Raw genomic sequence first — 18,049 nt, forward strand, 5'->3', positions numbered from 1 at the left:
GGCCCCTTTTGTACAGGACTTGCTCAAGGGCCTCAACCGTCAGATTCAGGCCGCGTTTTGAAGTGAAGTCAGTTTGATGACCAGGAGGGTCATATCATCGTCAAAATGATCGCCACTGTGTTGGTTGACGATTCCCTGCCAGATGGATTCCAGCACGGCTTCCGGGTCCGCATGAGTCTTCAGGCTGTTCACGATCACATCCGAGCGGCCTTTTTGCGAAACGCCAAAATCATTTTCGACAAGGCCATCTGTAAACAGAAGGAGCATATCATTTTTTGTCAGAGTCAGTCTCACCGGCGTCAGATTGCAGCCATGCTGAAGCCCCATCAGGGATCCGCCGCGCAGCAGGGCCGAAACCCGGGGGCCATTCTTCAGAAAGATATTGCGATGGCCGGCGTTGATGTAAATGGCCTCGCCGCTGCGATGATCAATGCCGACCAGAACCGCCGAAGCGAAGTGATTGGTGCGCGCGAAGTAATCGCACATCACCTGGTTCACATCGTTCATCACTTTCCGGCAGGATTCATCCAGCGACAGCGTCGTTTCATAAAGTCCTTTGACGGCTGCATTCAAGGCGCCGGTGAACGCGGATGAAATGATGGCCGCTGTGATGCCATGACCACTGACATCACCGACCACCACATAGGAAAAGGAACCGCGCGGATCAGCCAGACAGCTGAAGACATCGCCGCCGCTTTCTTCGCAGGGACGGTAGCGATAGGCGAGCTGAAAGTATTCAGGATTGAGGTCGTTTTTCATAAGAGCCGTATGAGCAAGGCCAGCCGCTTCCACGGAGACTTTCAGAACAGATGCATTCTGAGTGGCCTCGCGCAGGTGATAGGACAGAAGGAAAGACAAAAAGAGACTCTGAATCAGAACGGTGAAATGCAGCGAGTAGACGAAAAGCGGATGCCCAGGGATGATCCCGACCACCATGCCGTTGAAAAGTCCCACGCCGACGATGGGAAAGATCCAGGATACGAGGTAATTTCGGGCGATGGGCAGCCGCTGCCGAATCGCGGCGATCGAGGTGGCGGCCAGCAGGACGGGAAACACCAGCGCGACGGTTGCCGAGGCCTGCATCATGATCGGATAGGGCAGCACCAGAACCAGGAGCGCAATCAAGGCCTGAATCGCGACCCAGCCCTTGACGATCTGGTTCAATCGCCGGGAGTAGGACGCCGTTTCCAGGATTTTGGATGTGAAAAGGGCTCCCCAGATCAAGGAGCTCGAAATCATGATGACGTTGAAGCGCTTGTTCCAGACATAGTTATCATGGAAGATGAATTCCTGCACATAGCCATCCCAGGCCGCAAACATAACCAGCCACGACAGAGTATTCAGGAAATAATAGAGATAGGCCTTGTTATAGGTGTAAACGAAGAAGACGAGGCCGTAGAAAGCCGCGACCGCCATGATCCCGGCAAATATTCCATAGAGCAGTTCTTTCATCCGCAGATGCTCGGGGAAGGATTCCGCGGAGTGAAGATGCATCGGCAAAAGGATGGTATCCGAGCTCGCCACGCGCAGATAAAAAGTGGTCTCGCTGCGGGCCGGAAGATCCAGGCGATGGGTCGCGCGGTTGTTCGGCAGCTCACGATCCTTCAGCAGCGTCGACACGCCCGCGTCGCGCCTGATCCACTGGCCGTTTTCCAGCATAAAAAGGCTGAACTGATCTATCCAGCTGACTTCAAGTTCCAGATAAAGGCTTCGATCCTGATCGCTGACGTTGCGAAGCAGCAGGCGATACCAGTAGGTGGACTTCGCGTAACCAAAGGCCGGCACACGATAAGGATTCGGCTTGAATTCCAGCTCCCGGACCTCGTCAAAGTCGAGCGTGCCGCTGGCGTCTTCATGAAAATCGAGATCAAGGCCCAGGAGCTTTTCCGAAAAATCGTCGTCTATGGTGACGACGGCCGCGCGCAAACTCCCGCTGCTGAGCAAGGTCAGCAGGGCCATAAGCAGGCAGGAAAAATAAGTTCTATGTATAATCCCCATGGATCCGGTATCGGTTGTCGAAAAGAGGAATGAAGCGATTTTCCAGGGAATATGCTGCTTTTTATGCTATCTTTCTTGAACGTAAGAATAGGAGTTACTATGCAGCGGCTGCCCCTGATTCTGCTCCTTTGGAGTCTCATGAGCCCGGGACTTGTGGCCCGGGACAAACCGGGAACTTACATGGGTCGGCCCCTGGCTGACGTCATGGGACCGGCCGGCATCGAATGGCTGGAGCGGGAGAACCGCGAGGCCGAGGAAAGGCTCTCCATTCTGGTATCGGCGCTGCCTCTTAAGCCCGGCATGCAGATCGCGGACCTGGGTGCGGGCAGCGGGGTGATTACGCGAATGATGGCGCCAAGGGTTCTGCCAGGCGGCACGGTCTACGCCGTCGATATTCAGCAGGAAATGCTCCAGCGTCTGGAGCAGCAGAATGAAAAAGCCGGCATCAGGAATATCAAGACAGTCCTGGGCAGTTTGAAAAGTCCGAAACTCCCCCCGAATTCCATCGACCTTGTGCTGATGGTCGATGTCTATCATGAGTTCAGTCAGCCTTTTGAAATGATGAAGAGCACCAGTGAAGCCTTGAAAAAAGGCGGCTGGGTTGCGCTCGTGGAATATCGGGGCGAGGATCCCAAAGTACCGATCAAGGCCGATCATAAAATGACTCTGGCCCAAATCCGTAAAGAGATGAACCGGAAGGAACTCAACCTGGAATTTGTGCGAGTGGACAACAGCCTGCCGCGTCAGCACCTTGTTTTCTTCAAAAAGCGCTGACACCCTATCCCAAACCCGCGACACGTAGCGCCGTCAGCGCAAAACTGATTTGCTGTCGCCCGTGTGGGTCCAAGGACGTCGCTATACTATTTTTCAGTAGTGATTCTGAAAATGTTAAAGTGATCAGGACAATCCATAGGTTTGTCGTTATGCGAGATCGTAACGACCAGTCCCCCGTCAGTTTTTTGCATGCAAGACCCCTCACGTGCTGACGCTGCTCATTTCATAGGTCCAGTAATGTCGATCCTTTTCAGATGTTTTATATGGGCTGCCATCAGCTCGATTCTTGATTGCAACGCCTTCCGAACAGGTACCCGCATAGAAAATATCGAGTTTCCTGAGGAGCAGCCGCCATGGCTCACTGAGGATTGTGTATTCACCGAACATTCAACAGTTTGGGGCACTTCATCCATAAAACGGACTGTCATCTCGTTCGCTTCGCTGACGGAGAGAGAAACCGTTTCACCTTGAAGCGTAATATTACAGTCGAAGGGCATCGGCGATTGATGCTTGAGCTGTTGAGTCTCAAGGAAGAAGAGTCATAGGGATCCAGATACCGGCCGGCTTTCTGAAGAACTCATCCTCACTCAAGCAATGCTCCTGCGCATCTGAGGCTGTGTTAGGCCATTCCGAGAGGCCATCGGGAAAAGAGTAATAGAATCTTGTAAATTTATATCCTTCAACAGAAAGCTGACACTTGCCCAGAAGGTTTTGCACGGAACAGGACGCATGCCTTCCCACATGCTGAGGTCACTATCAAACCATAGAAGAGAATATTCAAGCTTCGCATCGCTCATCCATATCGACAGATAATGGGCTACCTGTTTAATCTTAACATGCCTCGAATCCATCGATCCAGGAGGTCGCGTTGAAGCGACTCTCGGATAAGCTTTAAGCGCCGAACTGAAAACCTGAGACTTCAAGCCCAAACATCTGATCGCTATAAACCTTCACGCCGCGCTCCTCACGCGCGGCCCCCACGGCGACCATCAGCGGAATCAGATGATCCTCGCGTGGATGAGCGAGCCTTGCGGCGGGAGCCGTCGCCCAGCGCAGAAGCTGATCATCACGCTCCTGACCGGTTCCCCGCGTGACCGCTTCGCTGAGCCAGGCATCAAACTGCTGCGACACAGGAATGGCGCGCGGCTGGCCAAACTCCCTGAGATTATGATAACTGAGCCCACTGCCGACGATCAGTATGCCTTCATCCCGCAAAGGTGCCAGCGCCTTGCCGAGATCCAGGTGCTCCTGCACATCATAGGCCTTCTTCATCGACAGCTGCACGATGGGAACATCCGCTTCGGGAAAACTCACCGCGAAAGGTACAAAGACGCCGTGATCATAACCGCGCTCGGCGTTCGATGCAGATTGCAGTCCCGCCTTGTTTAAAAGTTCAAGCACACGCTGAACCAGGGCCGGCGAACCCTTCGCCGGATAGCGGATTTTATAGGTCTCCTCGGGGAAACCATAATAATCATAGAGCATCGGAGGCTCGGGATGGGTCATGACGGTGAAGTCCTTTTCCTCCCAATGACCCGAGATCACCAGGATGGCCTTGGGCTTTCCGCCCAGGGATGCTGGTATATTTTTTAGGTAATTCTGAAGCGCCAGATACGGATTTCGCGGACCGAAGTCCATCCAGGGCCACGGACCGCCACCATGCGAAATAAAAAGCGTGGGCCAGCGTTTCATGAGTGCTCTCCTTCTTACTTCAGAATTCGCGCCGCTTCATCAAAGGCAAGACGTGGGCTGCGCGGAAACAGTTGACTCGCATCACCATAGCCAAGATTCACGAGCAGACTCGACTTCCAGCCTGTGTCTTTCAAGAAAGCGGCATCCACTGCGTCCTTGTCAAAGCCTGCCATAGGACCGGCATCCAGTCCATGCGCGCGTGCGGCCAGGATGAAATATCCATGCTGCAGGGCGCTGTTGTACTGCGCCGTTTCTTTCGCAAAAGCTTCGTTGCCGCTGAACCAGCCTTTGACATCCGCATGCGGAAAAAGCTTCGGCAGCTGCTCATAAAACTTCGGGTCATAGGCAAGGATCGCCGTCACAGGCGCGGTCCGGGTCTTTTCCACGTTGCCCGCCATCAGCGTCGGCAACAGCTTGTCTTTTTCCGGGCCGGCTGTAATGAAGATCACGCGGGCCGGCAGACAGTTGACGCTGGTCGGTCCCCACTGCATCGTTTCGTAAATTTTTTGCAGGATCGCATCATCCACAGGACGATCGAGCCAGGCGCTGTGAGTCCGTGCATTTTGAAAGAGTTGGTCGAGGGGGATCGTTTTCACAGATGAACTCCTTTGTTCAACGTTCACTCCCTCACTCTACGGTAAAGTCGGGTTTGAACAATAGATGGGTTAATCTGGAAAGATTGTCCATACAGGTGGACAATTGCAAATGTCGGATTCTATTCCGAAATAGTCCCATAGGAGGCCTTGAGAGCCACGGCACACTCATCCACAAAGACCCGAACCTTGGGCTGCTGATAACGCTGCGCTGGATATACGAGGCTCATGGGATTGGTTTCACCCTTCCAATCCGCCAGCACACGCACCAGGCGTCCACTGGCCAAAGCCTCATGCACGAGCATATTCGGAATAAGAGCGAGACCGAGTCCTTCCTCGGCCAGCGCCATCAGAGTCGGGAATTCATCGACGGACACGCGGCTTTCAATCGGTATGACAAAGGGTTTGCCGTTTTTAAAAAAGGTCCACTCGCTGCGCGCGGCAAAGCGGAGACAGTCATACTGCAAAAGATCGCGGGGATGCTTCAATCCACCGAGCCTCGCGGCATAGCCCGGAGCCGCCACCAGCAGCGATTCATTGCTGGCGACCCGCCGGGCGATCAGGCTGGAACTCTGCAAAGTTCCGCCGCGAATCGCCACATCCACGCCTTCACCGATGAGATCGACATAACGATTGGTCAGGAGCAGATCGACCTTGATGCCGGGATAGCGTTCCAAAAAGCCCTTCAAAAACTGCGCGAGAAACTTACCCATATTCACCGGACTCGTCACCACAAGGCGGCCCTGCGGCGTCGCCTGGCTGCGGGCCACGGCGTTTTCCGCGGCTTCAATGTCCGCCAGCGCCTGCGAACAGGCTCGAAAGAAGGCCTCGCCTTCTTCCGTCACGCTCAGCTTCCGCGTTGTGCGCTTCAGAAGGGTCACGCCCAGCCTTCTTTCCAAAGCCGCGACCTTGGCGCTCACCGTGGATTTGGGCGCCTCCAGGGCCCGAGCCGCGTGGGTGAAGCTCCCCGCTTGGACAACCTTCACAAAGACTGCTACATCACTCATATCCATAGCGGACCCTCCCCTCGCAAGGCTTTCAAGTTTATAATGGGGAAGCGGACGCTGCATTAAGAAAGACGCGAGGGTATTCAGCATGGCGCTCGGAAATCTCGACAAGCATCTGAGTGATTGGCAGAGCCAGGGTTTTCTGAGTCCTGAGCAGGCTGATCGTATTCGTCAGTATGAAGCCGATCGCGCGCCTCAATCGCGTCTGCTCACCGTTCTCACGATCCTGGCCGTGCTGTCCATTGGCCTCGGCATCATCAGTCTGATTGCCGCCAACTGGGATCAGATCCCGGCCTCGATCAAGCTTCTCAGCTATTTTTCGCTGATGCTGGCGCAGGTCTATGCCCTGCTGCGGTGGGATCCAAGACCCGGCGTCGTGCGCGAGGGCTTATATTTCCTGTATATCCTCTCCATTCTGGCTGGCATTGGACTCATCGCTCAGGTCTTTCATGTGCCGAGTGACGGCTGGCGCGGTCCCACGCTGTGGTCAGTCTTAAGCCTTGGGATCATGCTGCGAGCACGCACCGCACCCAGCGTTTTGCTCTGGTTCGGCGGCTTTAGCTGGGCCTGGCTCGGCTTTGTCTTTCAATCCTCGGCCCATGAGTTTCTGCGCCTGCAATGCTTTATGGCAAGCGTGGCCGTTCTTTGCATCATCGCCAGCTGGAAGGGTCGCTGGACACTGCCGGAACCGCAAAGGTCATTGACTTTGCATCTCGGTTCGCTCTTTGTCCTGGTCGTCGGCCCCTGGTGCCTGCTCGCCCGTTCTTCCCATGATGCCAGGACTGGTCTCGACTTCGCCGTGGCGCTGCTGCTGGCTGCTCTTTGGCTTTTTGTCCTGGCACGCCAGCTGAAAAAAACTCAGATGCTCGCCGCTGTGGTTGTCGCACTCGGATTTTTCGCCCGCTGGTGGATTGCGGATCTTGCCCAGCGCAATCTTTTGGAGCACTGGCCCAATTTCCTGGATACCGTGGTCTTCACCATCCAGCTGAGCGCGCTGGGCCTTCTCGCTCTTCACTGGGATCGCGGACGCATCTTCGATGGGCTGACCCTTTTGATGGCCGCCCGCATCTTCACTCTTTTCTTCACGCTCTTTGGAACCCTTTTTATGACCGGTGCCGGCCTTATCATATTCGGCATCATCGTCCTGGGCCTTCTGCGAGTCTGGTATCGTTACCATGATCGACTGCAATCGCGACTCAAGGGACTTTTGCAATGAAAATACGCGCGACGACTCTTCTGATTTTTATTCTGCCCGTACTTGTCCTGGGAGCATGGACCCTGCGCCTTCGCTGGCAGGGAACGAGCGGCGTCACCGTGCAAATGCCCGTGGAGGGTTTTGATCCGCGTGATCCGATCTCGGGGCATTACGTGACCTGGCGTCTGGCCATGGGTCTTCATGATCCCTGCCGCCCGGGTTCCCAAGGTCTCATCGATCGTCAGGAGGAACGCTGCCTTTGTTTTGATGCCAAGGCTCAGCCCGAGCCCAACTGGGCGGGATCCTGCACGGATAAACCGATGGACTGCAGTCTTTATCTCCAAGGCGTCTGCCAATGGTCAGGCTTCATGGTGGGCGTGGAACGCTTTTATATACCGGAAGCGGACAGTGCCTGGCTCAAAGTCGTGCCTCCCAAAAGTCGGGTCCGCCTGACACTCACAGGCTCCGGCAAAGCCATGGTGAAGGAGTTTTTACCGGAAGGCCAGGACTATAAGGTCTGGATCCAACGCAAAAAAGCTGAACAGCCAACCGCCCCCTGATGCCATGTTCCTGGACAGGCGGCCCTTCTTAAGGGCCTGTAACGATTGACCTATAAATTGGCCCGCATCTTGTAAGACATGGGTACCGAATTGGAGAGGAACGACTATGCGAAGACTTGTTGCCCTTCTTGCTCTTTTGCTTGTGGCCCAGCCGGCCTGCAAACGCCGCTCTATGAAAGAAATCAATGTGAGTGACGGCCTGCCGTCATCGTCGGATCTTTCCACCGAAACGGATCTTGATAAACTCAAACAGGAACGCAATGCATTGATCGCCAAGCTGGAAGCCCAGCAGGTGGAAGGCGCGCGCCTGATTGCTGAGCTGACCCTCGAACGCGATGAATTGAACGCGCAGAAAGCCTCGGTGGAATTGGATATCAGCCGGCTGCAAAAAGAACTGGACGCCTCGACCACACCCGAGGAAAGGGCCCAGATCCAAATGAAACTGGATGCAGCCAACAAAGAACGTGAGGACCTGAATGGCAAGCTGCAGATGAATGCCGATACCATCAAGGACCTTTTGAAAAAGATGGATGCCCTTTCTGCGGAAATCCGCAAGGCCAATGCCCAGATCTCGGACCTGAATCAACGCATCGAAGTTCTGGAAAAAGAACTGGCCATCGAGCGTTCGAAGGTCGAGACCATCAGCGTCTCGTCGCTGCCGAAAGCGGATGCTCCTGGGGCCACCAGCACGCCGTCACCCACACCGACCCCCACGGCAACACCAGCGGGAACGCCCGCGGCCAACACCGGCTCGGTCAGCAAGATCGCCTGGCAATTCTATCGCATGAATGCCGACAACACGCAAACCTGCTTTGAATTCGGCAGCACCATCAGCGGCGCCTCGCTCCTCGGACTGCCGTGCGTGACGCCACCGCCGGTTCGCCAGCAATTCAAAACGGAAAGCTTTGGCTCACGCTTTTTGCTGGTCGATCAAAGAACCCAGATGTGTGTACGCCTGGATTCAGCTGCGACCACGGCCGCTACAGCCCGCGTGTTGCTGGGCGCCTGCAAGCGCGGCGGTGACGTCGATGAGCTCTGGGAGTTCACGAGCGTCAACATCGAAACTGGAGAATTTCAGCTGAAAAGCGCGCGCACCGGAAGCTGTCTTCATATCGCCGACGATAAGAAGGTCGTCCAGGTGGCCTGTGGCCAGGCTGTGAATCTTCTGTCGGCTCCGTGAAGGCACGATCACGTTCCTGCTGCCATCCTGGGCACGATCTTGCTAAGATAGGTGGATGTCCCATACCTGAAATCCGCCTATTTTGGACAAGCCATGCTGAGTCTTTTCGAAACTTTGAGACTCCTTGCTCTCGCGTATATGATCCTGATCTCTGCGCCCGGCCACGCGGCCTCGCTCTGCAGCGGTCGGCACGATTTTCAAGGCAGCCAGAGCCTGGAGCTTGCGCCAGCGACTGATTGCACCTTTCAAACCAGCGAACCGCGGCTGGTGATCTTCATCAACTACACGCCCAAACACGAAAAGTCCTGGCTCCCGCAGATCGAATACGCGGTTAACGGGCAGACGGTCGACCTGCCGACTTATAAATTCTATTTTATTCAGCTGCAGGCCCAGGATCAGATGACTTTTCGCAATGTCGGCGACCGAAACGTCAATCTTTATTATTTCGCCGGGTCTTACTGGAGCCTTTGGATCTGGGCCTATTGCCTGATTGCCAGCACGCTGGGTGCCGCCATCGCGTTTGCTTACTACTTTTTATATAGGCGCATGGCCTATTTTCATCTGGCCTTCTTCTCCCTGACCACGGCTCTTTATAACATGCTGCATCCGACGGCCTTCACGCTCAATTACGTCTTCTTCTTTGTCATGGTGTCGAGTTACTTCAATATCGTTCTGGGTTTTCAGCGGCCGCAATGGAATCGGCGGATTCACTTCTTCACTCTAGGCTTCGCCGCGCTCTGGACTCTTTCTTTTTCAGCCTTTCCCTATGACATCAATATCAAGATCTCGATGATATCCAGCGTCACCGGCGTTCTTATCCTTTTGCTCTCGGCCTATAACCTTTGGAAGCGCCGGCGCATCATCATCTCAAGTTTCGCGCTGGCCAACACGCTCTTCATTTTCTACCTCGGCCTTGCCGAACGTCAGCACCTTTTTGCTGCGACCTTCTTTCAGTCGATCTTCATCTGCCTCATGACCTATCGGCTGCTCCAGACGGCCGTGGCCAATGAAAAGAAAGCTCTGGATGCCCAGGAAGCCATAGCCCTTAAAAATCAGGAGCTGGCGCAGATCAATGAATCCCTGGAATCCCGCGTCCTGGAGCAAACCGCCGATCTCAGAAAACAGACCGAGGATCTTGCCATCCTTGCGCAATCGTCGCAGCGGATTTTTGAGAACATCGAAGAGGGCATCATCTGCTTTACGAGTGATTTCAAGGTTGAAAAGGCTTCAAGCTGGGCCGAGCGCGAGCTGAATATCAAAGTCGGCGATGACCTTCTGCCCTTCTTCGCGCGCATCGTGGCCAATGATGATCATAAGGCGGCCATGCTCCAGGGCCTGAGCCTCAGCATGGGCGCGGATGTCCTTCAATGGGAGCTGAATCGGCCCCAGTATCTGCAAAGGGTACAGCTCGGCAAGCGAACGCTGCAGCTCGACTTTCATCCCATCATCCTCGATCAGAGCGTGCAAAGCGTGATCCTGACAGCGCAGGATAAAACGGAAGAGGTCCTGCATGAGGAGCAGGAGCAAAAGGCCGATGCCCGCTTTCTGCGACTGATCCAAAAAGCGCGGGCCCTTATGAATGGCGGCACAGTCAGCCGCATGTTCCTGCATGAGGCGCAAAGCCTGACGCGTAATCTGGAGCGTTTGCCGGAAGCGCCCCAGGCCGAGGCGCAGGTCCTGTTCCGCAATCTCCACACCATCAAAGGCGCCGCGCGTGCCGCCCAGTTCCACGATATCAGCACCCTGGCTCATCACCTGGAGAGCCTTTATCGGGAACGGCAGATGCCGCTGCTCGCGACCGGGATCGCGGCCCTCAAAACGGAAATCGAAGAGTACACCCTGGCTCTGCGTGAAGTCTTCGGCAGCAGCGCGGACAAGGAACCGGCCCGTCGTCTTCTGGACTGCGTGCAGGCCCTGAAGTTGAGCATGGAAGAGCAGCTCGCTGCGCACGGCATTCACCTGAAGAGCCTGAAGGTCTTCGACGCGCTGGGTGTCCTGCCTTCCGGGATCAGCGAATGTCTGGTGCATGCCTTCAGCAATATCTGTGATCACGGCTATATTTTGCCGCTCAAAAAAGGCGCGAGCCAGCATGATGTCCATCTGAGCGTCGCTGGCTTCTATGAAGCTGAGCGTGCCGTCATTGAAATCCGTGATAACGGTCAGGGTTTGAATTGGAATCGCATCCGTGAACTTTGCTTTCAGCAGCGTTTTGTTCCGGAACGCGGTCGTCCGGCCAGCGACGTGCTCTTCCTCGATGGTCTGACCACCACCGACATCGTCAGCGAAAGCTCGGGTCGTGGCGTGGGTCTCAGCTTTATTCGTCAGGTCATCGGGGGCTTTGCCGCGGGGCAGGCCACCATTCTGGATAATGATGAAGGACCCGGAACACTGCTTCGTATCGAGTGGGCGGAAAGCGGACAGAATCGGACCCAGCGTGCGCAGTGATCAGGCCACCGATCGCTCGATGATCTTCTGAACCTTGCTGAGGACATCCTGCACCGCGAAGGGCTTGGTGATATAGTCATCCATGCCGGCTTTGAGACAGTGCTCACGGTCGCCCATCATCGCATTGGCCGTCATGGCAATGATGGGAATATTCTGATAGGCAGCGCCGCTGCTTCGAATTCTTCGGGTCGCCTCGTAACCATCCATGATCGGCATTTCGCAGTCCATCAGGATAAGATGAAAGGATTGCTGGTTCAGCACATCCAGGGCTTCCTGCCCATTATTCACGACAGTCAGGTCATAGCCATATTTCTGAAGGCTTTTTTTGGCCACGATCTGATTGATCGCGTTGTCCTCGACGATCAGAATCCGCAGCTGATCCTGAATCACCTCCGGGCCTTGTGATCCTGCGGCTGGACTTTGAATCGCCAGCGGCAGATCGAGAGTGAACCAAAAGCGGGATCCTTGATCGACTTCGCTCTCGACTCCGATTTGACCCTTCATCATAAGGACGAGATGCTGCGAGATGGAAAGGCCAAGGCCGGTGCCGCCGAAGCGCCTTGTGGTCGAGGCATCCGCCTGGACAAAGGGTTGAAAGACTTTGTCCAGGGCATCTTTGGGAATGCCAATGCCCGTGTCCATGACTTCAAAGCGAATCTGCGCTCCTGCCGAATTTTTTGCCACAACACTCGTCTTCATCACCACCTGGCCCGCCGGGGTAAACTTGATGGCGTTGCTGACCAGATTCAAAAGGATCTGCCGAATGCGAGTGGGATCACCTTTCACATGCTCAGGCAGGTCAGCACTCATGATATTTTGGAGGGCAACGCCCTTTTTCCGCGCCGCGAATTCCAGGTTGGCCTCCACGGTCCTGAGCAGCGAGGGCAGATGAAAGGCCGTAATTTCCAGCTCCAAACGTCCTGCTTCGACCTTCGAGAGATCCAGGATGTCATTAACGATCACCAGAAGATTATCGGCTGAACTGGCAATGGCTTCGGCATAGACCTTCTGCTCCGTCTGCATCCGCGTATCCAGAAGAAGGCGCACCATGCCCAGGATACCGTTGATCGGAGTACGAATCTCGTGACTCATGTTGGCCAGAAACCTCGATTTCGCCAGCGTCGCAACTTCCGCCCGGCTCAAGGCGTCCTGAAGCTCCTTGTCCCGGCGCACCTTGTCACTGATATCCTCGACGATTCCGACGTAACCATGGATAGCAGTGGTCTCGTCGCGCAAGGCATGAATCGCAAGATCCACTGTGCGGCGTTCCTTGGCCTTCGTGATATAGGTCCACTGCTGGCGGTCCACGCCGCCAAGGTCCGCTTTTGCCACCAGCACAGCGATACCGGCCGCGATAGGCCGCCCCAGATCCTCACCCAAGGTCAGGGCCCGGAGCCGAAGTTCCTCGTCGTCATGCCACAGAAGAGCGGAGGCTTTTTCGATCACCTCGTCCGCGGCGTAGCCCAAAAGATTTTGGGCCGCCGGGTTGAAGGATTTCACAAGGCCATCACGATTCATCGAGATAATGCCGAGCTGGGAACCATCAACGATGGCGTGATTCCATCGCATCAGGCGCGCGCCCTCTTCATGCGCTTCCCTGGTCTTGAAATAAAGATACTGAAGCGTCGTTGTTAAGAAGGAGAAGAGAAGGCCGACCCAAAGTATGCTCAGCGGCATCGAGCTGTGCGTGTTGTTGATCAGCTCCGGGCCGGGCTCCAGGGTAAATTCCCAGGACGTGCCATCGAACTCAAGAGGACGAGTGATGCGCCAGAAGCTGGCATCAAAGTCATGAGTCTGGCGATCTTCGAAAATCACCCTGCCCTTTTCGTGAATGGTCAGCGAATAGCCCTCCCAACGCAGGTGGTGACGGATGAATTCCTCGTAACGAACGGCCATGTAGACAAGGCCCAATTCCATGCCTCGGTTCTGCAGCGGCACCAGCAGGAGAAAGCCCAGGCCACCCTGTTTGAGGCTGACGGCGCGTGTGAGAGCTGCGTTCTGCGAGAGCCGCGCCATGCGAATCGCATAGTCCCGCAGGGGTTCGGAATTGAGCTGAAAGCCTTCGGCAGCATCGTTTGTGGCCTTGGGTTCGATCCAACGGATCACCGTCTGGGCATCCGCATAGCCAACGCCCGTGATGCCGACCATGTGATTGAAATAGCCAAGGGCATCCGCGCGCCACAGATACTCCGGCGTGCTGCCGGCGACGACCCAACGTTGGGCCATGCGCATAAGACTTTTGCTGAAGCCCTGCAGTTCGGCCTGGACAAGGTCCTGCATGGCCTGCACTTTCATGGCCGTCTGATTTTTCAGCTGAATTTTTTCCACATACACGGCGGCCTGCCAGCCAAAGAGCGTCAGAAGCAGGGAACTCGAAAGCACCAGAATGGTCGTGACGAGGCGCACATGCTTTGGGACGGTCAGCTGCTTCAGAGTCATAACGATAAGGCTGAGGCCGATCAAAGCGAAGAGAAACGACGAGAGCGGGGCCATCGAGGTGAAGGCATGCCAGCCGATGGCCTGTTTCAGATCCAAGGCGTAAGCCAACACATTGACGAGGCTTATGGCAAAAAGAAAGGAGATGCAGCCGAGCGCAAGCAGAACACGGGTCAAACGCCCGCGTGCATTCATCATCAGAACCGTTCCTGAATTCACGAGAAGAATGCCGACCGCCGTTCCTTCCGAAAGCAGGTTTCTGCCAGCCAGCAGCGAATAAAGCGGCAAGACGCAGCCAAGCAGGGCCAAGGCCCAGGAGAAAGTCCAGATCTTACGCTGGACGCTCAGCAAGAGGCAGCCGATCAGAATGAAATGCCAGGCGCAGATCACCCGCTGCATATCCTTGATGAGGCCTGTGATGACCAGAGTGGACACGATCATGACCACGACCGGCACAAGGCGTGGAAAAGCTGAAAGCGAAGTTTTGAGAGTATGGAGAGCCGGCTTCAGCATGCAAGATCCTACATGAATTCAGCAGGATTGTCGGCTGAAGCGGGAGAGGATCGAAGGCGGGGGTTTTTACAAGTTGGTAAAAATCGGATCCTGCCTGGGAAGGCAGGATCCCATACAATGTCTTAGCTTTTCAGCTTCAGGACGTTGATGGCCGTCTGCAGCTGGACATCAGCCTGAACCCTTTGCTCGATATTACGCTGCGATTGCAGCTTGGCGGCTTCGTCTTCATTGAATTCGACCACGATATCCGGCTGAAGACCCTTGCCTGCGAGGTCTGTTCCGTCAGGAAGCAGAAAGGTGGCCGTCGTGTATTTGATAGCATACTTGTTCGGGAGTTCGTCCACGCTCTGCGCACTCCACTTGCCATAGGTATGCGTGCCGACCGTCGTGGCCCCGGCGCTCATTTTCAAGGCACCCGCCATGATTTCCGCGCCTGATTTGGTGTGACCGTTGATCAGGACGACCAAGGGAACGCCGGCCAGGATGGGTTCGCCCTTGCTGATCAGGTCCTCCTGGATGGGACCGCGTTTGATAGCCTTGACGATCACTTTATTTTTCGGAATGAAGTGCTCGATGCTTTCCGTGGTCTTCTCAAAAGCCCCACCCTGATTGCCGCGCAGGTCCACGATCAGGCCCTTGATACCCTTGCTTTTCAATTCCGTCAGCTTCTTCTTCAGAAGATCCGGCGTGGCGTCGGTGAAGTTTCGGATGAAGAGGACGGCAATGTCCTGGTTCACCATCTGGGTGGTGACCGAATCCCAGACCAATCCCTGACGCTTGATTTTAAGGTTTTTGATGCTGTCTTCGTGCAGCACGGTCAGCTTCACTTCGCTGCCGTCCTTGCCGCGGATCGCATAGACGAGGTCGCGCAGCTGCTTGCCTTTGAAGCTCTGCCCATCAATCCGCAGAATCTGATCGCCGCGCTTGATGCCGGCTTTTTCCGCAGGCGTACCAGGGATGACGCCCATGACGTCCGCGTAGCCGTTGCTTTCATTGAAGCCCACTTCGATGCCGATGCCGACGATGCGGCCCTGCATATCACCGATGAGTTCCCTGTATTCCGTCGGCGTCATGAGTTTATTCCACAACGTCATCGACGGGTCCATATTGCTGAGCATCCCTTCGACGGCGGCCCGGTACAGATCCTCTTCGGTCACGCCCTTGTTCACATAATTTTTCAAAAGGGTCTGCTTGACCGCTTCAAAGGTGGCGGCACCGTTGCTGAAGGGTTCTTCAGGCTTATTGCGCCAGCTGGCGAAGTCCGCGTCCTCTTTCTTCGCAAGCGCCAGCATGCTGCCGGATGCGAGCGCAAGAGTCGCGACGCCCATGAGGATGTGTTTGCGGGTCGGTATCATGGTTTGCCCTTTCCAATTCCACTTCAGATGATATTGATGTGCCCCGGATTTTCACCACCTGAATCCACAGCTTCATTCAGACTGCGAACCATTTCCGTCTCGGGGGCTTGTTCGTGAACGGGTTTATGCATCAGCTTGCTGAACTGGCCTGAAAACATGACGATCAGCATGGCGGCGGCCGCCACCAGCCCGCCGACGATGAAGGAACGAGGATGCTTCTGCACCGTGCCATAGGCAAAGGCGAGGAAATCGCGATGAATCCGCTCCTTCACCTGGCTTGAGGGTTTCAGTATCACATCATGGGCGGATTCGACATCACGCTTCAGAAGGAAGAATTCTTCGAGGCAGGACGAGCAGCCCAGAAGGTGCGCTTCCACCTCGGATCGCGCCTGACGATCCATATTTCCAAATTGGAAATCGATCAGACTTTCCTGGTTCACTTTGCAATCCATTTGCCCATTTCCTTTCTTAGCTGCGTCACCATCAGGTGAACCCGGGATTTCACCGTCCCCAGAGGAATCCCGAGGATATCGGACATCTCTTCATAGCTGCGGCCTTCGCGCCTGAGCACATAGACCTGCCGCAGAGTTTCACTCAGGCCCGCGGCGGCCTTCTGCATCTCTTCCAGATCCTCAGGATCCGGCCATGTTTCAAGGTTTCTTGCGGCCCCATCGTAGTCTGTGACCAAAGCGAGGGCCCGCCCTTCCCTTTTTTTACTGCGCACCCGATTCAGGGAAAGATTCAGCGCGACCTTGAACAGCCAGCCGGCAAACCCGCCCTTGGAGAATTCCAGGTCGGAGCCTTTAAAAATGGCGAGCATGGCCTCATGAAAAACTTCCTCGGCATCCTGGCGACTTTGCAGGCGGCGATAAATAAAACCGAAGATCGGTCCTTCGTAGCGTTCATACAGCGTCTCGAAGGCAACCTGCGAGCCCCTGCGCACTTCGAGATAGAGCTGCTCATCGGATTCCATGCCAACCCTTTCCTAAACCTCTATGGGAGAAACACCCGAGAGGGACCAATGTTCACTGGTTCATAAAAAATTTTAGGCAGGGGCTTATTATCCAGCAAAATTAGGAACCTGGCAAAGAAAACTGTCAGTCATAGTTACGGCGGATACGCACAGGGCTTTTTTTCAGCCGCCGCTGGACCCTGTAGGACGAGACCAAACCCGCCACGTAATCCGTGAGCAGAATCATGGCATAAAGACCAAAAATTTGGAGCACAAAGGCCAGCAGAACGTAATTCATGGGTTTCTCCTGAGCGAGTGAGGACTCCGTGAGCTGTATGTTCGGCCTCACGTACCTTCTAAAAGGAGAAACACCACAGCCCGCGGTTTGTTCAGAGCTGCGCGCATTTTTTTTAAGGGAAGGATTCCGGCATGATATCGAAGACGATGAGAGCTTTCTGCTCTTTGGTAAGTTTTTGCAGGGATCGAAGAAAGCCGCTGACGCGGTCATACCAATCATCTGCCGTTTCCTGATGAAAGCCGGCGATCACGTAAGGCTGCCCGCGCTTCCATGCATCCTGCACGACCTTGAGCGTGGCTTCTGCCGTCATGTAATCGGCAAGAGCGGCATTGTTCGGAACTTGCCATAAAAGACCTTCTGCGGTCTTCACGCGATAAGGCTGCGACTGCGGTGTGATGTCCGCCCAGTAGGATCGCAGCCAGCTTAAGAGTTCCGTGCCGCGGAGTTCCGATGCCAGGAAAGGCACGGGCACAGCCGAACTATCCGTTCGAAAACCTTCAGCCGCCAGCGCTTCCAAAAGATCCGGACTTGTGACCCAGCCACCCGCACGAAAATGCTGGAGGCCTGGGAAACCCTGTTCTTTCAGCAGAACGCGCGATGTCTTGAGCACCTTGCGCAGCTCATCATAAGTATAAGCATTGATCGGAATCTCCCAGCCGCAATCCAGCCGGCAGTCCTGCACACTCTCCGGACGACCGCCGCGAGCCCAGCTCGGTTTGGTGCGATGCGTGACACCCGCTGCCTCGAACAGACTCTTCCAGCCGTGAATATGAACGCCGAACTGATCCTTCTTCCGCACAACGGATTGGATCTGTGCCCGAACCGCTGCGCGATCGACACCAGGTTTTGTGAAGTAAGCTGCGTTCATATAATGAAGCAGAGGCACATCCGGGAACTCGCGACGCAGACGCGCCATGGCCTCCAGATTCTCGGGGCGCAGGTCATCCCCTTCCCAGTCCACCGTCATGATAATGCGCAGGGGCTCGGCCGCCTGCAGCCAGGACGTGGGCATCCACAAAAGCAGGAGGAGCAGACAACGCATCCAGGTATT

General features: G+C 55.3%; 15 protein-coding genes. 5 read left to right on the forward strand and 10 right to left on the reverse strand.

Annotated features, from left to right (window positions below; genetic code table 11):
* Positions 1–45: 45 nt before the first annotated feature.
* Positions 46–1,926, reverse strand: a complete 1,881-nt coding sequence (locus tag VFO10_RS24320) for a SpoIIE family protein phosphatase (RefSeq protein ID WP_325144595.1) — start codon at positions 1,924–1,926, stop codon at positions 46–48.
* Between the two features lie 171 nt (positions 1,927–2,097).
* Here VFO10_RS24320 and VFO10_RS24325 point away from each other — a divergent pair, with 171 nt between their 5' ends.
* Positions 2,098–2,772: a class I SAM-dependent methyltransferase gene (locus VFO10_RS24325; RefSeq protein WP_325144596.1), complete on the forward strand. Its 675-nt coding sequence runs from the start codon at positions 2,098–2,100 to the stop codon at positions 2,770–2,772.
* Positions 2,773–3,663: 891 nt separating this feature from the next.
* Here the strand turns inward: VFO10_RS24325 and VFO10_RS24330 are convergent.
* The 3 genes from VFO10_RS24330 to VFO10_RS24340 all read right to left on the reverse strand — a co-directional run bounded on the left by VFO10_RS24330 (position 3,664) and on the right by VFO10_RS24340 (position 6,070).
* Complete coding sequence (locus tag VFO10_RS24330) at positions 3,664–4,464, reverse strand: class III extradiol ring-cleavage dioxygenase (RefSeq protein ID WP_325144597.1); 801 nt, start codon at positions 4,462–4,464, stop codon at positions 3,664–3,666.
* Positions 4,465–4,478: 14 nt separating this feature from the next.
* On the reverse strand, positions 4,479–5,060 hold the full coding sequence (locus VFO10_RS24335; RefSeq protein WP_325144598.1) for a malonic semialdehyde reductase: 582 nt from the start codon (positions 5,058–5,060) through the stop codon (positions 4,479–4,481).
* Positions 5,061–5,179: 119 nt separating this feature from the next.
* The gene (locus tag VFO10_RS24340; RefSeq protein WP_325144599.1) at positions 5,180–6,070 is read right to left on the reverse strand and encodes a LysR family transcriptional regulator; all 891 of its coding nucleotides are present in this window, start codon (positions 6,068–6,070) and stop codon (positions 5,180–5,182) included.
* An 82-nt stretch (positions 6,071–6,152) separates the two neighbouring features.
* Here VFO10_RS24340 and VFO10_RS24345 point away from each other — a divergent pair, with 82 nt between their 5' ends.
* The 4 genes from VFO10_RS24345 to VFO10_RS24360 all read left to right on the forward strand — a co-directional run bounded on the left by VFO10_RS24345 (position 6,153) and on the right by VFO10_RS24360 (position 11,444).
* Positions 6,153–7,280, forward strand: coding sequence for a DUF2157 domain-containing protein (locus tag VFO10_RS24345; RefSeq protein WP_325144600.1), 1,128 nt, complete (start codon positions 6,153–6,155; stop codon positions 7,278–7,280).
* A complete protein-coding gene (locus VFO10_RS24350; RefSeq protein ID WP_325144601.1) occupies positions 7,277–7,819 on the forward strand; it encodes a GDYXXLXY domain-containing protein in 543 nt (180 codons plus the stop codon). The genes VFO10_RS24345 and VFO10_RS24350 overlap by 4 nt, the downstream gene beginning before the upstream one ends.
* 106 nt (positions 7,820–7,925) lie before the next feature.
* Entirely contained in the window at positions 7,926–8,999 is a 1,074-nt protein-coding gene (locus tag VFO10_RS24355; RefSeq protein ID WP_325144602.1) for a hypothetical protein, read from the forward strand.
* Between the two features lie 93 nt (positions 9,000–9,092).
* Positions 9,093–11,444, forward strand: a complete 2,352-nt coding sequence (locus VFO10_RS24360) for an Hpt domain-containing protein (protein WP_325144603.1) — start codon at positions 9,093–9,095, stop codon at positions 11,442–11,444.
* On the opposite strand, the gene VFO10_RS24365 is transcribed toward VFO10_RS24360, so the two are convergent.
* From VFO10_RS24365 to VFO10_RS24390, 6 genes are all read right to left on the reverse strand, one after another.
* Positions 11,445–14,393, reverse strand: coding sequence for an ATP-binding protein (locus tag VFO10_RS24365; RefSeq protein WP_325144604.1), 2,949 nt, complete (start codon positions 14,391–14,393; stop codon positions 11,445–11,447).
* Positions 14,394–14,515: 122 nt separating this feature from the next.
* Positions 14,516–15,748, reverse strand: coding sequence for a S41 family peptidase (locus VFO10_RS24370; protein ID WP_325144605.1), 1,233 nt, complete (start codon positions 15,746–15,748; stop codon positions 14,516–14,518).
* A gap of 23 nt (positions 15,749–15,771) precedes the next feature.
* Positions 15,772–16,200 carry an anti-sigma factor family protein gene (locus VFO10_RS24375; protein ID WP_325144606.1) on the reverse strand — a complete coding sequence of 143 codons (429 nt, stop codon included), beginning with the start codon at positions 16,198–16,200 and terminating at the stop codon, positions 15,772–15,774.
* Positions 16,185–16,721 carry an RNA polymerase sigma factor gene (locus VFO10_RS24380; protein ID WP_325144607.1) on the reverse strand — a complete coding sequence of 179 codons (537 nt, stop codon included), beginning with the start codon at positions 16,719–16,721 and terminating at the stop codon, positions 16,185–16,187. The genes VFO10_RS24375 and VFO10_RS24380 overlap by 16 nt, the downstream gene beginning before the upstream one ends.
* Positions 16,722–16,845: 124 nt before the next feature.
* Positions 16,846–16,998, reverse strand: coding sequence for a hypothetical protein (locus VFO10_RS24385; protein WP_325144608.1), 153 nt, complete (start codon positions 16,996–16,998; stop codon positions 16,846–16,848).
* A 112-nt stretch (positions 16,999–17,110) separates the two neighbouring features.
* Positions 17,111–18,040, reverse strand: coding sequence for a hypothetical protein (locus VFO10_RS24390; RefSeq protein WP_325144609.1), 930 nt, complete (start codon positions 18,038–18,040; stop codon positions 17,111–17,113).
* Positions 18,041–18,049: the final 9 nt, after the last annotated feature.

Origin of the sequence: Oligoflexus sp. (assembly GCF_035712445.1) — a bacterium.
GTDB lineage: Bacteria > Bdellovibrionota_B > Oligoflexia > Oligoflexales > Oligoflexaceae > Oligoflexus.